General features: G+C 71.7%; 16 protein-coding genes and 1 pseudogene. 7 read left to right on the top strand and 10 right to left on the bottom strand.

Features of this window, described 5'->3' with window-relative positions; all coding sequences use genetic code 11:
- Nucleotides 1-2,519 (bottom strand): ATP-binding protein (locus E1295_RS52060; protein WP_166427646.1); only part of this gene is annotated, 2,519 nt, incomplete at its 3' end.
- Nucleotides 2,520-2,895: 376 nt separating this feature from the next.
- On the opposite strand from E1295_RS52060, the gene E1295_RS40080 reads away from it, so the two are divergent.
- A complete protein-coding gene (locus E1295_RS40080) occupies nt 2,896-3,294 on the top strand; it encodes a VOC family protein (RefSeq protein ID WP_132639210.1) in 399 nt (132 codons plus the stop codon).
- Nucleotides 3,295-3,333: 39 nt separating this feature from the next.
- Here E1295_RS40080 and E1295_RS40075 read toward each other — a convergent pair whose 3' ends face one another.
- A complete protein-coding gene (locus tag E1295_RS40075) occupies nt 3,334-4,524 on the bottom strand; it encodes a cytochrome P450 (protein ID WP_132639208.1) in 1,191 nt (396 codons plus the stop codon).
- Nucleotides 4,525-4,788: 264 nt separating this feature from the next.
- Between E1295_RS40075 and E1295_RS40070 the strand changes: the two genes are divergently transcribed.
- The gene (locus E1295_RS40070) at nt 4,789-5,424 is read left to right on the top strand and encodes a maleylpyruvate isomerase family mycothiol-dependent enzyme (RefSeq protein WP_132639206.1); all 636 of its coding nucleotides are present in this window, start codon (nt 4,789-4,791) and stop codon (nt 5,422-5,424) included.
- Between the two features lie 9 nt (nt 5,425-5,433).
- Here the strand turns inward: E1295_RS40070 and E1295_RS40065 are convergent, their stop codons facing one another.
- Nucleotides 5,434-6,357 carry an AEC family transporter gene (locus E1295_RS40065; protein ID WP_132639204.1) on the bottom strand — a complete coding sequence of 308 codons (924 nt, stop codon included), beginning with the start codon at nt 6,355-6,357 and terminating at the stop codon, nt 5,434-5,436.
- 84 nt (nt 6,358-6,441) lie between these two features.
- Here E1295_RS40065 and E1295_RS40060 point away from each other — a divergent pair.
- A pseudogene (locus tag E1295_RS40060) lies at nt 6,442-6,936 on the top strand (NAD-dependent epimerase/dehydratase family protein); the annotation flags it as partial.
- A gap of 293 nt (nt 6,937-7,229) precedes the next feature.
- On the opposite strand, the gene E1295_RS40055 reads toward E1295_RS40060, so the two are convergent.
- Genes E1295_RS40055 through E1295_RS40035 form a run of 5 tightly spaced genes read right to left on the bottom strand, consistent with a single transcriptional unit; the run spans nt 7,230 to nt 11,888 of the window.
- The gene (locus E1295_RS40055; RefSeq protein ID WP_132639202.1) at nt 7,230-8,501 is read right to left on the bottom strand and encodes an ABC transporter substrate-binding protein; all 1,272 of its coding nucleotides are present in this window, start codon (nt 8,499-8,501) and stop codon (nt 7,230-7,232) included.
- A gap of 5 nt (nt 8,502-8,506) precedes the next feature.
- A complete protein-coding gene (locus E1295_RS40050; protein WP_132639200.1) occupies nt 8,507-9,535 on the bottom strand; it encodes a branched-chain amino acid ABC transporter permease in 1,029 nt (342 codons plus the stop codon).
- Nucleotides 9,532-10,413, bottom strand: coding sequence for a branched-chain amino acid ABC transporter permease (locus tag E1295_RS40045; protein ID WP_132639198.1), 882 nt, complete (start codon nt 10,411-10,413; stop codon nt 9,532-9,534). The genes E1295_RS40050 and E1295_RS40045 overlap by 4 nt, the downstream gene beginning before the upstream one ends.
- A gap of 3 nt (nt 10,414-10,416) precedes the next feature.
- On the bottom strand, nt 10,417-11,133 hold the full coding sequence (locus tag E1295_RS40040) for an ABC transporter ATP-binding protein (RefSeq protein ID WP_132639196.1): 717 nt from the start codon (nt 11,131-11,133) through the stop codon (nt 10,417-10,419).
- Nucleotides 11,130-11,888 carry an ABC transporter ATP-binding protein gene (locus E1295_RS40035; protein ID WP_132639194.1) on the bottom strand — a complete coding sequence of 253 codons (759 nt, stop codon included), beginning with the start codon at nt 11,886-11,888 and terminating at the stop codon, nt 11,130-11,132. The genes E1295_RS40040 and E1295_RS40035 overlap by 4 nt, the downstream gene beginning before the upstream one ends.
- Nucleotides 11,889-12,065: 177 nt before the next feature.
- On the opposite strand from E1295_RS40035, the gene E1295_RS40030 reads away from it, so the two are divergent.
- Nucleotides 12,066-13,436, top strand: a complete 1,371-nt coding sequence (locus tag E1295_RS40030; protein ID WP_132639192.1) for a PucR family transcriptional regulator — start codon at nt 12,066-12,068, stop codon at nt 13,434-13,436.
- A complete protein-coding gene (locus E1295_RS40025) occupies nt 13,423-14,904 on the top strand; it encodes a long-chain-fatty-acid--CoA ligase (RefSeq protein WP_132639190.1) in 1,482 nt (493 codons plus the stop codon). The genes E1295_RS40030 and E1295_RS40025 overlap by 14 nt, the downstream gene beginning before the upstream one ends.
- A 12-nt stretch (nt 14,905-14,916) precedes the next feature.
- Here E1295_RS40025 and E1295_RS40020 read toward each other — a convergent pair whose 3' ends face one another.
- Complete coding sequence (locus E1295_RS40020; protein WP_132639188.1) at nt 14,917-15,618, bottom strand: hypothetical protein; 702 nt, start codon at nt 15,616-15,618, stop codon at nt 14,917-14,919.
- Between the two features lie 80 nt (nt 15,619-15,698).
- Nucleotides 15,699-16,277 carry a TetR/AcrR family transcriptional regulator gene (locus tag E1295_RS40015; protein WP_132639186.1) on the bottom strand — a complete coding sequence of 193 codons (579 nt, stop codon included), beginning with the start codon at nt 16,275-16,277 and terminating at the stop codon, nt 15,699-15,701.
- Between the two features lie 93 nt (nt 16,278-16,370).
- On the opposite strand from E1295_RS40015, the gene E1295_RS40010 reads away from it, so the two are divergent.
- Together E1295_RS40010 and E1295_RS40005 are read left to right on the top strand one after the other, a co-directional pair.
- Nucleotides 16,371-17,945 carry an MDR family MFS transporter gene (locus E1295_RS40010; RefSeq protein ID WP_132639184.1) on the top strand — a complete coding sequence of 525 codons (1,575 nt, stop codon included), beginning with the start codon at nt 16,371-16,373 and terminating at the stop codon, nt 17,943-17,945.
- Nucleotides 17,946-17,990: 45 nt separating this feature from the next.
- Nucleotides 17,991-18,942 (top strand): AfsR/SARP family transcriptional regulator (locus E1295_RS40005; RefSeq protein WP_181958117.1); only part of this gene is annotated, 952 nt, incomplete at its 3' end.

Below are 18,942 nucleotides of genomic sequence, written 5' to 3'. Positions count from 1 at the left end.
GGACCGGGGAGGTGGTGCATGCCGAGTTCGGTGGCTTCCGCGCGCACCTCGCCGAGCAGGTCGCCTGCCGTGCTCGCGTCGCCGGGCGCGTCTCGGGTCAGGAGGGCGTCGGCCAGGTGGGCGCGGGCGAGGAGGGACCATGGTCGCGCCTGCATGAGGTCGGCGGAGCGTCGTGCTGCCGTGAACCCCTCGACGGCGGCGTCCCACCGCCCCTCCGCGGCGTCGACCATGGCCAGCCAGAGATCGTAGGGGCCGCTGATGTCCCAGCCGAACAACGACACGGCCCAGCGCCCCCGATGCGGCTCCAGCGCGGCCCTGGCCTGGGCGCACAGCTCGGGGTCGCGGGTGGCGGCGGCGATCTGCGCCTGGAAGCGCAGCCACAGCGGCCTGGCCATACGGTGGCGCGGCTCGCCGTCGGCGAAGTGGCGAAGCGCCAGGTCGAGGTCGCCCGCCTGCAGGGCGGTCAGCGCCTCCAGCACCGCCAGGCACGGATGCTCCCGGCCTCTGAGATCGTGGAGCACCCGCTGCTGCTCCGTGACACGGCCCTGGAGCCACATCATCGCCCAGACGTGGTGGTCGATCATGGCGGTGAAGTGCTCGTGGTGTGTCATCGCCCGGACCTGGGGCAGCAGCGACTCGGCCTCGGCGAAGCGACCGGCGAGGGCGGCCAGGATGCCGGCGTCGATGTCGGCGGTCATGATGAGGTGTGAGCGCCCGTCGCGCCGGCTTCGCGCGGCGTAGTCGTGGAAGTGGTCGAGGTAGCGGGGGTCGCCCTGCTCGATCATGGCGACCCAGCGCAGTGCGGTGGCGAAGTGCTCCAGCTCGGGGTCGTTGGTGCGCCTGGCCACGCCGATCAGCTCGCCGGTCAGCGCCACCCGCTCGCCTGCCGTGCCGGGACCCCAGATGATGTCGTGCTGGGCCCACAGGCTGAACGTCAGCACCTCGTCGTCGCCGCCCCGCCTGGCTTGGGCGACCAGGTGCAGGATCAGGTCGAGGGCGAGCCGCTCGTCGGGCACCTGGCCGCCGACGAGCCGGGCGTGCGCCGCCTTCAGCAGGTCGCGGGCCTGGTCGAGGCCGTAGTGGGCGTGCAAGGTGAGCGCGACGCGGGCGGGCAGCTCGGGGTCGTCGAGGTCGCGGGCGATCGCGGCGGCCTCGTCGAGGACTTGCCGCGCCTGGTCGCGGTCGCCGAGGTGGGCGAGCTCCCTGCCCAGATCGAGAGCCATCATGGCGCGTCTGCGCGGGCCGGCCGCGGCGCTCAGGTCGTAGGCCCGGCGCAGGTGGCCGAGCTCCTCCTCACCGGCCAGCCGGCCTCGCGCGTCGCGGGAGGCGGCGAGCGTGAGGTCGATCGCCCGCTCAGGGTCGACGCGGTCACCGGCGAGCCGGGCGTGCCTGGCCAGGTCGCTCGGGAGCAGCCTGCCCGCCAGGCCGGGCGAGCCGTCGAGGGCGGCGACGACGGCGCCGTGCAGGTCGCGTGGGTCGTCGAGCGCGTCGTAGAGCGTCTCGCGCACCAGATCGTGGGCGAAGGCGAACACGCCGCCGCCCTTGGCCACCACGAGCCTGGCCACCACGGCCAGCTCCAGCAGCCGGTCGACGTGAGCCACGGGCGCGGCGACGACGGCGGCGAGCACCTGGCGGTGGAACTCGTTGCCGAGCACGGCCGCCGCGGGCAGCAGCTCGGACACGGGCCGGGGCAGCAGCGACAGCCGGCGCAGCAGCGCGTCGCGCACGCCGGGCGCGACGGCGCCGACCGAGCCGCCGCTGCGCCACAACCGGGCGGTCTGCTCGACGAAGAACGGGTTGCCGCCGGTGCGCAGGTGCACCTCCGCGGCCAGGTCGGGGGGCGGCTCGTGGCCGGCGGTGCGGCTCATGAGCGCCCGGACGCCCGCCAGGTCGAGCCCGGTCAGCGAGATGGTGGTGGCCCTGGCGACGAGCGGCGCCAGCAGGTCGCGCAGCGGATGGTCGACCGGCTCGACCTCGGCGTCGCGGTAGGTGGCGATCAGCAGCAGCCGCTCGAACCAGGTCTGCTGGGCCGCGAACTCCAGCAGCCGCAGCGAGGCCGGGTCGGCCACGTGGAGGTCCTCGATGACGATCACCACCGGACGCCGCTGCGACAACGCGACCAGCGCGGAGGTGACCGCGTCGTAGAGCCGGAAGCCGTCAGGGGTCTCGCTGCCCGGCGCCTCGCCGAGCAGCGCGGCCAGGCTGCCGCCCGCCGACTCCTCGGCCTGCGCCCATTCCGGCGGCTCGGCGACCCGGCGCAGCGCCCTGATGACCTGGACCCACGGCCAGTAGCCGGGCGCGTTGCCGGAATCCCAGCAGGCGCCGCCGACGACCAGCGCGCCCTGCCGTCTGGCCTCGCGGGCCGCGCTGGTGACGAGCGTGGTCTTGCCGATGCCGGCCTCTCCGGTCACCAGCACCAGGCCGCCGTGGCTGCCGAGCGCCCTGGAGATCTCGGCATGCAGCAGCGCGGCAGGGTGCTCCCTGCCGATCAGCTCGTGCGACGTGGCGTCCTGGGACATGGCGCTTGCACGGTATCCGGCCGTACCGACACTTTCCCAACGCCGGTGCGGGACACCGCTTCCTCCAGGTTCTCGTAGCCGGTGCCGGGCCGCTCTCCCTTCCTGCGGCCACGCACCATACCAGCTTTGCCAGGGTGGACTTATATAAACGCGCACTGATACAGTGCCGCGGCATGCACCCGTTCGACGTTCTCGGCGATCCTGTCCGGCGCCGGTTCGTTGCGTTACGGCCCGGACGAGCAGAGCTCCGGCAGGCGCGCCGCCGAGGTGCCGCCGGTGTGGGCTGGGATCTGGCGTTGCCGGGCTTGGGCCTGCACGGCTCGCCGGACCAGATCGCCACCACCGTTGCGTTTCTACGACCCCCAGGAGAGGCAGCATGACCCAGAAGACCACGACCTTCCTGATGTTCCAGAACGGCGACGCCGAGGAGGCCATGACGTTCTACATCTCGCTCTTCGACGACGCCAAGGTGGTGCACGTCGAACGCTTCGCAGCCGGGGAGCCCGGCCCGGAGGGCAAGATCAAGCACGCCACGTTCGCGCTGGCCGGCCAGGAGTACATGTGCATCGACAGCGACCAGCGGCACGCCTTCACCTTCACGCCGTCGATCTCGATCTACGTCGCGTGCGACACCGAGGAGGAGATCGACCGCCTGTACGCGGCGCTCGCCGAGGGCGGCGGGGAACTCATGCCCCTCGGCTCCTACGGCTTCAGCACCAAGTTCGGCTGGGTCAACGACCGCTTCGGGGTCTCCTGGCAGCTCAACCTCCCCTGATCCCTCGCGATCGTGCAGGTCGCCTGGTGAACGGGGCGTTCACCAGGCGACCTCCAGCGCGGTCATGCCGTACACGACGCTGAAGGAGCGGAAGTTCGTGCCCGTGTCGGCCACGCGCAGCTCGGGGAAGCGCTGGAGCAGGGCGGGGAAGGCGATGCGCATCTCCATGCGGGCCAGCGGGGCGCCGAGGCAGTGGTGTACGCCGTGGCCGAAGGCGAGGTGGCCGGGCGCGCCCCGCGTGATGTCGAGCGTGTCGGCGCCGGACATGAGCTCGGGGTCGCGGTTGGCGGCGGGCAGCGAGCAGATCACCAGTTCGCCCGCCCCGATGGCCTGGCCGCCGATCTCGACCTCGGTCGTCGTGATCTTGGTGGTGCCCGAGTGCACGATGCTGAGCCAGCGCAGCAGTTCCTCGACGGTGGCGTCGATGCGCTCGGGCTCCTTGCGCAGCAGTTCGAGCTGGTCGGGGTGGCGCAGGAGGGCGAGCGTGCCGAGGGAGAGCATGTTGGAGGTGGTCTCGTGCCCGGCGAACAGCAGCAGGCCGCCGATGCCGACCAGCTCGTCGGTGGTGAGGTCGTCGCCGTGTTCGCGGACGAGCATGCCGAGCAGTTCCTCGCCGGGGTCGGCCTGGATGCGGTTGACCAGTTCCTCCATGTAGGCGCGCTGCTCGAACTGCATGCGCAGCCGCTCGTCGCCGGGCACCGTCATGTCCAGCATCCTGCTGGTGCGGTACTGGAAGGTGTCGCGGTCCTCGTACGGCACCCCGAGCAGTTCGCAGATCACCAGCGACGGGATAGGCAGCGCGAATGACGACACCAGGTCGGCGGGTGCGCCGGCGCTCTCCATGGCGTCGAGGTGGTCGTCCACGATGCGCTTGATCCGCGGTTCGAGCCGGCGCATGCGGCGGATGGTGAACTCGCCGGTGAGCATCCTGCGCAGCCGGGTGTGCTCGGGCGGGTCGACGCCGAGCAGGTTGCCCGCGCGCACCTTGGCCAGCTGTTCCTCGGTCATCTTCGGCGATCCGGGCAGCCGCGCGATGCCCTGCGGCGCGATTCTGAACCGCTCGGAGTCGCCCAGGACCTCGCGTACGTCCGCGTAGCGGGTCACGAGCCAGGCTTCGTCGCCGAACGCCGTCGTGATGCGCTTGACCCGGTCGTCGTCACGCGCGGCCGTCAGCTCCGGCGAAGGGTCGAACTCCACCCGCCGCATGTGCAGTGGGACCGTCGAGGACATGAAACCCCCTGGATAGTCGCGGTATCGCGAGAACCGTAACAACCGGGGCGGGCACCCTCTAGAGCGATCATACGCATATACGTAAATGTTCTCCCTGCATCGCCCGGCGAAATATACGTTTCACACTAAAGATCCCTTTTGCCGCGCAGTGTGGGATGCCGATGATTTCTGCCCGGTAGCGATTACTTTGTCCGCGTACGGGAGTCTTCTCTCCGTACGAGCTGGTCTCCGGCACCCGCACCCACAGCAGGAGCGCACCCCACGATGACGAAGCACGGCAAAGACGTCTGGCCGCTGATCCACGCCGAGCGGGCGGCCCTCGCGGCGGATCTGGCGGAGCTGACCCGCGAACAGTGGGCCACGCCGTCGTTGTGCGCCGGGCTGACCGTGCGCGAGGTGCTCGCCCACCTCGCGTCCGGGGCGAGCCTCACTCCCCTGCGGTGGCTGGCGGGCGTGATCCGCTGCCGGTTCGACTTCGACAAGCAGGTCGCCATGCGGCTGGCCGAGCACCTGGGCGCGACCCCGAAGGACACGCTCGACGGTTTCCGGCGCGTCGTCACCAGCACGACCTCGCCGCCGCTCCCCGCCATCGCGATGCTCGGGGAGACGATCGTGCACGGCGAGGACATCCGCCGGCCGCTGGGCATCCGCCGCGACCACCCCATCGGTACGCTCACCCGCCTGGCGCGCTACTACCAGGGCTCCGATCTCGTCGTGGTCGCCAAGGGGCGGATCGGCGGTCTGCGGCTGGCCGCCACCGACGGCCCTTTCGCGACCGGCTCGGGGCCGCTCGTCTCCGGCACCACGCTGGCGCTGGTGATGGCGATGACCGGGCGCGCCGCCCACTGCGACGAGCTCGACGGCGACGGCGTCGCGACCCTGCGCGAGCGGTCGGGGTGAGTGGCCGGCTCAGCCCAGGGCCGCGCCGATGGCCGCCATGATCGGGATGGACAATCCCGTGGTCAGCAGTACGGCGCTGCGGGCGAGCCGCCGCCCGGTGTCGTACGTGACCGCGTACACGTAGATGTTCTGCGCCGTGGGCAGCGCCGCGAACAGGGTCGCCGCCAGCAGGTCGCCGCCCTCCAGCCCGAGGGCCAGGCGGGCGGTCAGGTAGGCGATGCCCGGCTGGGCGAACGACTTGAGCAGGATCACCAGGAAGACCTCCTTCCCGACACCGCCCTCGTCGGGAGCGGCGGGCGCGCGCTGGGAGCCGTACAGGCTGAGGCCGTAGGCGAGCAGCGCGACGGGCACGGCCGCGCCCCCGAGCAGCTCGATCGGGCGCATGAAGGTGACCGGCAGCGACGTCCCGGTCAGCGCGAAGGCCAGCCCGAGCAGCGAGGCGACCGTGAGGGGGTTGCGCAGCGGGAGCAGCAGCGCCGCACGGACCGACCTGGCGCCCTTGTCGAGGACGAGGAAGGAGACGGGGGTGAGGACGAGGATCTGGAAGAGCAGGATGGGTGCGACGAGAGCGCCGTCGCCGAGCACGTAGATGGAGATGGGGATGCCGAGGTTCCCGGCGTTGACGTAGGAGGCGGCGAGCGCGCCGATCGTCGACTCGCGCCGGTCCCTGCGCCAGATCATCCGCGCCACCAGCACGTACGCCGGCTGCACGCACGCGACGGCGACGATCTGGGTCAGCAGCACCGGCGAGAACAGCGAGCCCAGGTCCGCCCGCGACACGGTGGCGAACATCAGCGCGGGCGTCGCGACGAAGAACGCCAGCCGCGACAGGACCAGTTCGTCGCTCGCCCGCAGCAGCCCGCCCCAGCCGACGAGATAGCCGAGCACGGCGACGGACACCAGGGCGACGAACGCCGCGACAACCCCCGACAAGCCATAACCTCCGAAAACTGGACATCAGGAGCGTATCCGGACTGCCTCGGCAACAGTGACCGGCCTGAGGTCTACGCTGAGCGCATGCGCGTAGTGGTGATCGGCGGCAGCGGGCACATCGGCACCTATCTCATTCCCCGGCTCGTCGCCGCGGGCCACGACGTGGTCGCCGTGAGCAGGGGCAAGCGGGAGCCCTACACCCCGCACGCCGCCTGGCGCCGGGTCGAGCAGGTCACCGCCGACCGCACGGCGGAGGAGGCCGGCGGCACGTTCGGGCGGCGCGTCGCGGAGCTCGGCGGCGACGTCGTCATCGACCTGATCTGCTTCACGCAGGACAGCGCCAGGCACCTCGCGCAGGCGCTCACCGGCCGGGCGCGGCACTTCCTGCACTGCGGGACGATCTGGGTGCACGGCCCCAGCACGCGCGTGCCGGCGACCGAGGACCTGCCGCGCCGGCCCATCGCCGAATACGGCCGGCAGAAGGCCGCGATCGAGGCCTACCTGCTCGACCGGGCGCACCGCGACGGCTTCCCCGCCACCATCATCCATCCCGGCCACATCACCGGGCCGGGCTGGGTGCCGGTCAACCCGGCGGGCAACGTCAACCCGGCCGTCTTCCAGACGCTGGCCGACGGCGGCGCGCTGGCGCTGCCCAACCTGCGTGACTCCTCCGCCCCCTGGAGGGGCGGCTTCTCGCCCCGCTTGCGCGGGAGACGACGGCCAAGCCCTGACCGATGCCCGAAAGCACGAAGCCGATCCTATCCGGAGGTGGCGACAATGTCCGAGGATCCGCTACACCGGGCTCGAAGCCGTCTCCGAGGCGGTCGACCGGCTGGTCGCGGCGGGCACGATCGTCGCCGCGACCTGACGGGTCAGTTGGTCAGGGGGCCGAACTCCTTGCGTGTGTCGATCACGTCGCCGAACAGCTCCCACCGTTCGCCCTTGAACTCCATGAGCTGCATCGACTCGATCGGGAACCCGTCGCCCTGCCCGGTGTCCATCGTCACGCCGGGCAGCAGCATGTCGACCGCGATCCCCTTCATGTTGCGCACGGAGTCACGCAGACCCTCGCGGGTCGGGCAGGCGGCCGCCTCCATGGCCTTGTGGAAGCTGGCGGCCACGGCCCAGCCGAAGGTGTGGTACGGCACGTTGGGGTCGGCGCCCGGCGCGTACTGCTCCATCTTCTGCTTGTAGAGCTTCATCTCCGCGTCGTCCTGCCACGTCGGGTCGTTCGGGTCCTTGTAGTACGTACTGGACACGACGCCCTGGACGTTGTCGAAGCCGACGGGCTTCAGCACGGTGATCGAGGCGGCGACGTTGTTGACGATGTGCAGCGGGTTCCACTTGGTGTTCTTGGCGTCGGCGGCCAGCGCCTGCGAGCCGAACTTGGGCGTCGTGACGTTGAGGAACACATCGGCCTTCGACTGGGCGAGGTTGCGCATCTGCGGGTCGACGCTCGGGTCGCTCACCTCGTAGCTCTGCTCGGCCACGACCTTGACCTGGGTGCCCTCGATGGCCCGCTTGAAGCCGCCGAGCAGGTCCTCGCCGAAGTCGTCGTTCTGGTAGAGGACCGCGACCGTGGCGTCCGGCCGCTCCTTCTTGAGGTACTGGGCGTAGACGCGGGCCTCGGAGATGTAGTTGGGCTGCCAGCCGATGGTCCACGGGTGCTCGGTGTCGGCGCCCCACTTGGAGGCGCCCGTGGCGACGAAGATCTGCGGCACCTTGCGCTGGTCGGTGTAGTCCCAGGTCGCCGTGGTCGACGGGGTGCCGAGCGTCTGGAACAGGGCGAACACCTGCTCCTGCTCGACCAGCCTGCGCGCCTCCTCGACGGCCTTCGGCGGCTGGTAGCCGTCGTCGCGGACGATGAACTCGACCTTGCGCCCGCCGATGCCGTTCTTCTCGGCGTTGACGTAGTCGAAGTACGCCTTGATGCCCTTGGGGATGTCCCCGTAGGCGGAGGCGGGGCCGGACAGCGGGTAGATGCCGCCCAGCTTGATGCTGTCGCCGGTGATGCCGGTCGTCTGCTGCCCCTGGCACTGGCCGCCCGACGTGGCCGTGCCCGTGGCAGCGCCCTGGTCCCGCCCCCCGCATGCGGCGACGGCGAGCACGAGCAGCGCCGTACAGCCGATCGCAGATAGTCGCATCCCTCTTACTCCTTCCGGGGAATCTTCCTGATCAAGCGCCCGGCCAGCCCGGCCAGCCCCGTCGGGGCCACGTACATCACCGCGATGATCAGCAGGCCGAAGATGACGCCGGGCGCGGCGTCGTTGATGTCCTGTGCGATGCCGGGCACGAACATCACGAACAAGCCCCCGAGCACCGGGCCGGACATCGAGCCGAGCCCGCCGACGACCAGGCCGGCCAGCAGCGTGATCGACAGGTTGACGGTGAACGAGTCGGGCGAGACGAACCCGATCACCCACGTGTAGAGGCAGCCGGCCGTCCCGGCGAACATGGCGCTCCAGGCGAAGGCGAGCGTCTTGTGCACCGACAGCCGCACGCCCATGACCTCGGCCGCGCCCTCGTTGTCCCTGATGGCGTGCAGCGCCCGGCCGACGCGCGAGCGCAGCAGGCCGGCGCAGAGCAGGAACGCGACGACGGCGACGGCCAGGATGAGGAAGTACAGCCACTGGTCCTCGGCCAGCCCGCTCCACGCGGGCGGCGCCGGCTTGGCGAGGGTCAGCCCCATAGAGCCGCCGGTCAGGTCCTCGAACCGCTTGAGCAGCGGGACGAGGAAGATCGCGATGGCGAGCGTCACGAGCGCCAGGTACAGGCCGCGCAGCCGCATGGCCGGCACCCCGAACGCCAGGCCGAGCAGGAACGCCGCCCCGGCCGCGACGGGCAGGGTCAGCGGGTACGGCAACGAAAGGCGATCGAGCAGGATGGCGGCCGTGTACGCGCCCACGGCGAAGAACGCGCCGTGGCCGAGCGAGATCTGCCCGGCGTGCCCGACCAGCAGGTTCAGCCCGAGCAGCGCGACCGCGTAGACCAGCACCATGGTGAGCTGGAAGACGTGGAACGGCACGAGCTGGAACGGCGCGTAGCAGGCGGCCGCGGCGAGCAGCGCGGCCGCGCCCCACCGCCGGCGCGGCGACCGCCACCACTCGGCGGGCCGCGGCGGGGCGGACGGCGCCGTGGTCCGTTCCTGGGCGGCGTTCGTGTCCGTGGGATTGCTCATGCCCGCTCCACCACCGCTCGCCCGAACAGCCCCTGGGGCCGCAGCAGCAGCACGCCGAGAATGATCACCAGCGGCACCCCGACCTTGAGGTCGGATCCGATGAACCCGACGTACGCCCCGGCCAGCGTCTCCGCGACGCCGACGATCAGACCGCCGACGACCGCGCCCACCGGGCTGTCGAACCCGCCGAGCGTGGCCGCCGCGAACGCGTAGATGAGGACGCCGCCCATCATGTTGGGTTCGAGGAACAGCAGCGGCGCCACGAGCACCCCCGACACCGCGCCCACGGTCGAGGCGAGCCCCCACCCGAGGGCGAGCGTCCAGCCCACCCGGATGCCGACCAGCCGCGCGGACTCGGGGTTGGCCGCCACCGCCCGCATCCCGAGGCCGATCTTGGTGTGCCGGAACAGCAGGTACAGCAGTCCCATGACGAGGCCCACGACGGCGAGCACGCCGAGCGTGGAGAAGCCGATGCTGATCCCGCCCGCTTCCAGCGCCCCGGCGGGGAACGGGTTCGGGAAGTCCTTGATGAGGAACGTCCAGATCCACCCGGCGGCGGCGTTGACGAAGATGAACAGCCCCACGGTGACGATCACCAGGGTCAGCTCGGGGGCGCCCTCGACGGGCCGGATGATGACCCGTTCGATGAGCATGCCGCCCGCGAACGACACCGCCAGCGTGAGCACCAGCGCCAGCCAGAACGGCAACCCGGCGGCCGTGAGCTGCCAGGCGATGTAGGTGGAGAACATGGCCAGCTCGCCCTGGGCGAAGTTCACGATGCCGGTGAACTGGTAGATCAGCACGAGGGCGAGGGCCAGGCTGGCGTAGATGGCGCCCGCGCCGAGCCCCTGGACGAGCTGCTGCAGGAATCCGGCCATCGGCTACACCCGGTACCCGAGGTAGGACTGGGCGACCTGCTCGTCGGCCCTGATCTCGTCGGCCGTGCCCGACAGGACGATCCGCCCGGTCTCCAGGACGTGCGCCTGCTGGGCGATGCCGAGGGCGAGATGGGCGTTCTGCTCGACGACGACCACGGTGGTTCGCTCCTCTGCGTTGATGGCCTGGACGATGCGGAACAACTCCCGGGTGACCAGCGGGGCCAGGCCGAGCGACGGCTCGTCGAGCAGCAGCAGCCGGGGGCGCGACATGAGGGCCCGGCCGATGGCCAGCATCTGCTGCTCGCCGCCGCTGAGGCTGCCCGCGGCCTGCTTGAGCCGGGTCTTCAGCACCGGGAAATAGCCGTGTATGCGGTCGAGGTCGGCCTCCAGCCCGGCGCCGCGCCTGCGGACGAAGGCGCCGAGCCGCAGGTTCTCCTCCACGGTGAGCGGCATGAACGTGCCGCGCCCCTCGGGGACGTGGGCGACGCCCTGCCGGGCGAGCGTGTCGGGCGGGCGCCCGGTCAGGTCGGCGCCGCCCAGGGTGACCGTGCCGCGCGCCCTGATCATGCCGGACAGCGCCCTGAGCAGCGTGGTCTTGCCCGCGCCGTTCGGCCCGAGTATCGCGCAGATCTCGCCTTCGCCGACGGTCAGGCTCACGCCGTGGAGCACGCGGGCGTCGCCGTACCCGGCCGTCAGGTCCCGCACCACCAGGTGGGTCATGGCGCCGTCCCCAGGTAGGCCTCGATGACGCCGGCATCGCGCTGCACCTCGGCGGGCGGCCCTTCGGCGATCTTGCGGCCGAAGTCCAGGCAGACGATGCGCTCGCAGATCCCCATGACGAACCCCATGTGGTGCTCGACCACGATCACGGTCAGGTCGTGCTCGGTGCGCAGCGCGTTCAGCGTGCTCGCGAACTCCTCGACCTCGGCCGCGTTCAGGCCGTTCACCGGCTCGTCGAGGAGCAGCAGCCGGGGGCGGCCGATGAGCGCGCGGGCCAGCTCGACCCGCTTGAGCGTCCCGAACGGCAGCCCGGTCGCCGGATGCCCGGCCACCCCGGTGAGTCCGAGCCGCTCCAGGACCCCGTCGGCGTCGGCGAGCAGCGCACGCTCCTCGCGGCGCACGCCCGGCAGGCGCAGCGCGGCCGACAGGAAGCCGGCGCGGCCCCGGTGGTGCGCGCCGACGAGCACGTTGTCGCGTACGGACAGGCGCGGGAACAGGCCGAGATTCTGGAACGTCCTCGCGATGCCGAGCCCGGCGATCGCGTGCGGGGCCACGGCCGTCAGGTCGCCGCCCTCGTACGTGATGGTTCCCGAGCCGGGCTCGTACCGCCGGGTCAGGCAGTTGAACAGGGTGGTCTTGCCGGCGCCGTTCGGCCCGATGAGCCCCACCATCTCGCCGCGCCCCACGTCGAAGCCCACGCCGTCCAGTGCCGTGATGCCCCCGAAGCGAACGGTAAGATCGTGTACCTCCAGCATCCGGCCTCCTGGAGAACAATGTTCTGAAGTTGGGCTCAGCGTAGGATCCGGCCGTGAAGCGCCGCATTGGGCACGGTGACCCAAGATGTTTCAGGCGAGTTGTCCTCTGAGCACAGCGTGGGTCTCATACCGGTTACGCCCGTTGACCGCCCGCCGATGGCCATGGATCATCCCGGCATGTCCAGTGGTTCCAGCACGGAAACGCTCACTGGTGCGGAGGCGGTCCGCGTACAACGCACGCGCATCCTCTCCGAACTGCTCGGCGACCTCCAGTCCCTGGCCGCCGCCGCGGTCGCCACCATGCGGGAGGAGATTCCCGCCTACGCGGCGCAGAGCCCCGACTTCCACGCGGACGTGCGCGACCAGGTGGTCAAGCACTACCGCGCCAAGCTGGCCGTGCTGCTGGAGGAGCGCACGGTCACGTTCGAGGACATCGCCTTCACCCGGCGGGCGTCGATGCGCAGGGCCAGGGCGGGAGTGGAACTGGCCGACTACATCAACGCGTTCCGGGTCGGGCAGCAGGTGTTCTGGCAGTCGGTGGTGGACCGGGCCGGGCACACGCCGGCCGGCCGGGAGGCGGCCCTGTCGCTGGCGTCCCCGCTGATGCGCTACTGCGACTTCGCCAGCACGCACGCGGCCAACGCCTACATGGAGTTCCAGCAGTACGCCGCCGCCGAGGCGGTCCGCGAGAGCCGCGACCTGCTGGAGACGCTGCTGGCCGGCGGGGTGCCGACGCGCGGCAGGGAACTGGCCGCGGCGCAGGCGCACGGCCTGGCGTCCCGTACACCGCTGCTCGTCGTCGTCGCGGCGCTGGCCGGCTCGCCCTCCGCGGTGACGACCGGCCCCGACCGGGGGGCCGACGCGCGCCACGCGGCCTGCGCGGCCATCGCCAGGACCGGCGGCAACGGCACCCGTACGCTCTCGGTCGTACGCCAGTCGGAGATCGTGGCGATCCCCGTGCTCGGCCCCGGCGCGGACCCGGGCGGGCTCTGCGACCGGCTGCAGGAGGTGCTGGAGAGCCTGGCGGGCGAGGGCGTCCGGCTGGCCATGGGCATCAGCACCGTGGCGGCGGGCCCCGCGCAGATCCCGCAGGCCTACCAGGAGGCCAGGGCGGTGCTGGACTTCGTGCCCGAGGAGGGCGGCGTGGCGGCGCTGCCGAGGATCACGCCGTTCCAGTATCTGGCGCTGAAGGCCGACGACACCGCCCGTCACCTGGTCGATCCGCGCATCACGGCGCTGCTGTCGGAGGACCGCGCGCGCGGCGGCGTGCTCACGGCCACGATCAGGGCGTTCGCCGCCGCCGACCTCAACCTGCGGGCCGCGGCCGAGCAGTTGCAGATCCATCCCAACACCGCTCAATACCGCATGCGGCGGATCCAGGAGCGCACCGGGCGGAGCCTGCGCTCCATCAACGATCTTGTCGATCTGCTCGTCGCGATCGCTCTCCAGGACGCCCTGCCGACCAATTCCGGCCGGGAAAGACTGGCCACCGCGACCAATGAGGGGCGTGGGAGAGCGGACGTACGGTCTTCCCATGAACCTCGCTGACCGGCTCCTCACCACCGCCGAGCGGCTCGGTGGCAGAGCGGTTCTCACCCTGGACGAGGCGGAGCTCACCTACGGAGGGCTCGAGGAGCTGAGCGCCCGGCTCGCGGGGCTGTTGCGCTGCCGCGGGATCGGTCCGGGCGACCGCGTCGCGATCATGCTGCCCAACGTGCCCGAGTTCGGCGTGGTCTACTACGGGGTGCTGCGGGTCGGAGCCGTGGTGGTGCCGCTCGACCCGCTGCTGAAGCGCCGCGAGATCGCGGCGTACCTGGGCGGCTGCGGGGCGCGGCTGCTGATCGCCTGGCACGCGTTCGCGGAGACGGCGGAGGCGGGCTCGGCGGGTACGAAGGCCGACTGTTTCTTCGTCGTGCCCGAGGAGTTCCGCAGGTTGTTGCGCCAGGTCGCGCCCGACCGCGACGTCGCCGCCACGCACGACGACGACACCGCGGTCATCCACTACACCTCCGGCACCACCGGGCGGCCGAAGGGTGTGGAACTGTCCCACGCCAACCTGGCCGGCAACGCCGTGACCGTGGCCCGCATGCACGCGCTCGGCGTGGACGACGTGGTGCTCGGGGCGCTGCCGCTCTACCACACGTTCGGCCAGACCTGCGCGCTCAACGCGACCGTGCAGGCGGGCGCGCGGCTGACGCTGCTGCGCCGCTTCGAGGCGGGCCGCGCGCTGGAGGTCATCCGGCGCGACGGCGTGACGGTCTTCCAGGGCGTGCCGACCATGTTCATCGCGCTGCTCGACCATCCCGGCGCCTCCGACCTGTCGATGCTGCGGGTCTGCGCCTCCGGCGGGGCGGCGCTGCCGCTCGACGTGCTGCGGGCCTACGAGACCCGGTTCGGCTGCGAGATCATCGAGGGGTACGGCCTGAGCGAGACCTCCCCTGTGGCCGCGGCCAACCGCGGTGGCCTCCACCGAAGGCCCGGCTCGATCGGCTGGCCCATCAGGGGCGTCGAGATGAAGATCGTCGACGAGGACGGCGCCGAGACCCCGCCCGGCGAGATCGGCGAGGTCGTCGTCCGCGGCCCCAACGTGATGAAGGGCTACTGGAACGACCCCGCCGCCACGGCCGAGGCCATCCGCGACGGCTGGTTCCACACCGGCGACCTCGGCCGGGTCGACGAGGACGGCTACTTCTTCCTGGTCGACCGCCGCCGCGACGTGATCATCCGCGGCGGCTACACGGTCTACCCGCGCGAGGTCGAAGAGGTCCTGTACGAGCACCCCGCCGTACGCCAGGCGGCGGTGTACGGCGTGCCGCATCCCGAGCTCGGCGAGGAGATCGAGGCGGCGGTCGCCCTGCGCGCCCCGGTGACCCGCGAGGACCTGCGCGACTTCGTCAAGGAACGGATGGCCGCCTACAAATACCCCCGGCGGTTGTCGTTCGTGGACGAGCTGCCGTTGAGCCCCACGGGCAAGATCCTCAAGCGCGCCCTCGCCCGTACGCCCTCCGGCGGCTGAGCCACGGGCGGTTCAGCCGTACATCCCGAGGACGTACGCGCCCGGCACCAGCGCCACGGTCAGGGCGACGGCCTGCCATCGGGGCGCGGGGCCGTCCTTCAGCACGCCGGCCCCGAAGGGCACCAGGGCGACGGCGAGCCCCGCCAGGGCGGCCAGCGAGATCGGGTCGCTGGTGCCCTTCAGCACGCCCAGCGGCAGCGCGAGCCCGAGTGCCAGCGCCACGCACCTGAGCGTCCCGAGTGCCTTGGAGCGGTAGGCGCCGATGGCGAGCACGACCCAGCCGGCCATGATGCAGACGCTGACCGCCTTGAAGACGTGGAAGGCGCCGTACGTGTCCGCGACCGCCCGCTGCGCCGCCTCCAGGCCGAGGACGTCCACCAGCTGGAAGGCCAGATGGCTCACCCCCGCGTGGAAGACCCGCCCGAACAGCCCGAGCACGACCAGCGTGGCGCCCCACCGGGCCAGGCCGGGGTGCGTGGCGGCGATGCGCCGGGCCAGCCCGGTGGCCGCCGGCCACAGCAGCACGACGCCGGCGGTGAACAGGGCGTAGGACACGGCCATCCGGCCGGGATCGGCGGCGTAGGCGGCGAGTTGGCCGGGGAAGAAGTCGTCCTCGCCGATCCTGGTGAGCACTCCCGCGATGAGGAGCGGCGGCCCGAGCAGCGCCCCCGTGCCCTCCACCCAGCGGCCGGGAACCATCCGTGTGATCGTCATGCCGTCCAGTGAACCGGCGGCGCGGCCGGCGCACACGGGCGCGCGGGCGAGACCTGGTGGTGGTGCCTGCGCTAGCTCCGTCAGGTGAAGGGCCGGGCGACGTGGTCGAGGGTCTCGTTCATCACGTCGATGAGCGTGCGGGACTCCTGCTCGTCGTTCCACCGGTGCGCGGCCACGCGCAACCCCACGAGGAAGGCCGCCGCCATCACGAGGGGCGGCACGCCGCTCTCCCGCTCGGCGAGCGCCTCCGACAGGTCGCGTTCGAGTGCGGCGTGGTTGGCGAGCTGGCGGGCCAGCAACGACGGATGCTGCCGGGCGAGCCGGGTGCGCTGCGCCCACTCGCGTTCGGGCTCGCCCATCTCCTGGTAGAGCTCCTCGGTCGCGCCGCGCAGCGCCTGCCAGGCTCCGAGCGCGGGCGGCTGGGCGCGGACCTTGCGCAGGAGGGTGCGGAAGCGCTGCTCCTCGCCGTAGAGGACCGCGTCCTCCTTGCCCGCGAAGTAGTTGGAGAACGTGCGGCGCGAGATGTTGGCCGCGTCGGCGATCGACTCGACGGTGACGTGGTCGAGCCCGTGCTCGACGACGAGCCGGAGCGCGGCCTCGTGCACGGCCTGCCGCGTCGCGGCCTTCTTGCGCTCGCGCAACCCCACCGTGGTCTCCATTGTCCGCTCACTCTACCGCCCGGGAATATATGCTCAATGAGAAAAGTTGCTCACTCGGCATCTATTTACCCGAGACCTTAGGGGAGGTCGCGCGTGAGCGCACCCACGGCTCCGGCTCCGACGGAACCGATGACACACCGGCAGATCATGGAGGCCCTGAGCGGGCTGCTGCTCGTGTTGTTCGTCGCCATGATCAGCGCAACCATCGTGTCGGTGGCGCTGCCGCAGATCGTCGGCGCGCTCAAAGGCACCCAGTCGCAGTACACGTGGGTCGTGACCGCGTCGCTGCTCGCGTCCACGGCTTCGACGCCGATCTGGGGCAAGCTGGCCGACCTGTTCAGCAAGAAGCTGCTGCTCCAGATCTCCATCGGGATCTTCATGGTCAGCTCGCTGGCCTGCGGCTTCGCCCAGGACACCGGCCAGCTCATCGCCTTCCGCGCGATCCAGGGCCTCGGCATGGGCGCGCTCCAGGTGCTGGTGCAGGTCGTCATCGCGGCGATGATCAGCCCGAAGGACCGCGGCAAGTACAACGGCTACCTCGGCGGCGTCATGGCCGTCGCCACCGTGGGCGGGCCGCTGCTCGGCGGCCTGATCGCCGACACCTCCTGGCTGGGCTGGCGGTGGTGCTTCTTCATCGCGGTGCCGTTCACCGTGATCGCCTTCTTCATGCTGCACAAGACGCTGCACGTCGTCTCCGTACGCCGCCCCGACGTCAAGATCGACTACGTGGGCGCCACCCTGATCGCCGCCGGCGTCAGCGTCCTGCTCATCTGGGTCACCTTCGTGGACAACTCGTTCGCCTGGCTCTCCTGGCAGACCGCCGCGATGGCCGGCGGCGGCGCGCTCCTGCTCGTGGCGGCCACCTGGGTCGAGTCGGTGGTCAAGGAGCCGGTCGTGCCGCTGCACGTCGTACGCCGGCGCACCCCCGCACTCGCCATCGTCGCCAGCCTCGCGGTCGGCATGGCCATGTTCGGCGGCTCCGTCTTCCTCGGCCAGTACTTCCAGACCGGCCGCGGCTACAGCCCCACCGAGGCGGGACTGCTCACCATCCCCATGATGCTCGGCGTGCTGGTCTCCTCGACGATCAGCGGGCGCATGGTGTCGCGGAGCGGCAACGTCAAGCCGTACATCGTGGTCGGCTCCATCGTGCTCACCGTCGGCTTCCTCGGGTTGTCCACGATCGACCACCAGACCCCGCTGCTCCTCATCGCCGGTGCGATGGTGCTGGTCGGCGCCGGGGTCGGCATGTCGATGCAGAACCTCGTCCTCGCCATCCAGAACACCGTCCCCCTCAGCGAACTGGGGGCGGCCAGCGGCGCGATCACGTTCTTCCGCTCGCTCGGCGGCACCATCGGCGTGTCCGTGCTCGGCGCCGTCCTCGCCAACCGCGTCGCGGCCGGCATCAACGAGGGACTGGTCAAGGCGGGCATCGACCCGGCCAAGGCGGCGGCGGGCGGCACCGGCACCCTCGACATCCAGGCGCTGCCGGAGCCGTTCAAGGCCATCGTGAGCACCGCCTACGGCGACGCCACCGGCCACATCTTCCTGTTCTCGGCGGGCATCGCCGTGGTCGGCGTGATCGCCGCGCTCTTCCTCAAGCCGGTCAAGCTCCGTGACAGCCTCGACCTGCCGGCCCCCGGACAGCCGAAGGAGCCCGTCGCCCGGTAGCGGCGGCCCGCCCGGCAGGCCAGGCGAGGGGGGAGAATCGGACTCGTGCAGTTCGGCATCCTGGGCCCGCTCGTGGTGCGTTCGCCGGACGGCGACGAGGTCGCCGCCGGCGGCCCCCGCCCCCGTGCCCTGCTCGCGCTGCTGCTGCTCGACGCGGGCCGGCTGGTCGGCGTCGATCGCCTCATCGACGGCCAGTACGGCGACCGGCCGCCCGCCGGCGCCGCCAACGCCGTCCAGGCGCAGGTCTCCCGCCTCAGGCGACGCCTGCCTGCCGGCCTGATCGAGTTCCACGGGTCCGGATACCGGCTGGCGATCTCGCCCGACGACGTGGACGCCCACCGCTTCGAACGGCTCGCCAGGGAAGGGCGGCGGCTGCTGGCCGCGGGCAGGCCCTCCCCGGCCGCCGCCGTGCTCAGGGAGGCGCTGGACCTGTGGCGGGGACCGGCGCTGGCCGACGTGGCCGGCGCGCCGTTCGCCGCCCCTCAGGCGCTGCGGCTGGAGGAGCTGCGGCTCGCCGCCACGGAGGACCTGCTGGAGGCGGAGCTGGCCCTGCCCGAGGGCAACCCGGTGGCCGCGCTGCGCGAGCTCGTCACCGCGCACCCGCTGCGCGAACGGCCGCGCGGGCTGCTGATGCGGGCGCTGCACGCGGCGGGCCGGCAGGCGGAGGCGCTGGCGGTGTTCGACGACGTACGGCGGCTGCTGGCCCGCGAGCTGGGCGCTGACCCGTCACCCGAGCTGGCGGCGCTGCACCTGGAGATCCTGCGCGGTGAGCGGCACCGGGAGCGCACGGCACGCACCGGCCCGCCCGCGCAGCTGACCAGCTTCGTCGGGCGCGAGGACGAACTGGCACGGCTGGCGGCCCTGCGCGCGACCCGCCTGGTCACCATCGTCGGCCCCGGCGGCACCGGCAAGACCCGCCTGGCCGTCGAGGCGGCCACCCGCCGCACCGGCGACATCTGCTTCGCCGACCTCTCCCTCGCGGACTGTGGGCGGGACG

This window comes from Nonomuraea mesophila, assembly GCF_004352805.1.
GTDB classification, from domain to species: domain Bacteria; phylum Actinomycetota; class Actinomycetes; order Streptosporangiales; family Streptosporangiaceae; genus Nonomuraea; species Nonomuraea longispora.
Note: the sequence above shows the minus strand (reverse complement) of the source record. Positions and strands in the feature narration are given on the sequence as shown.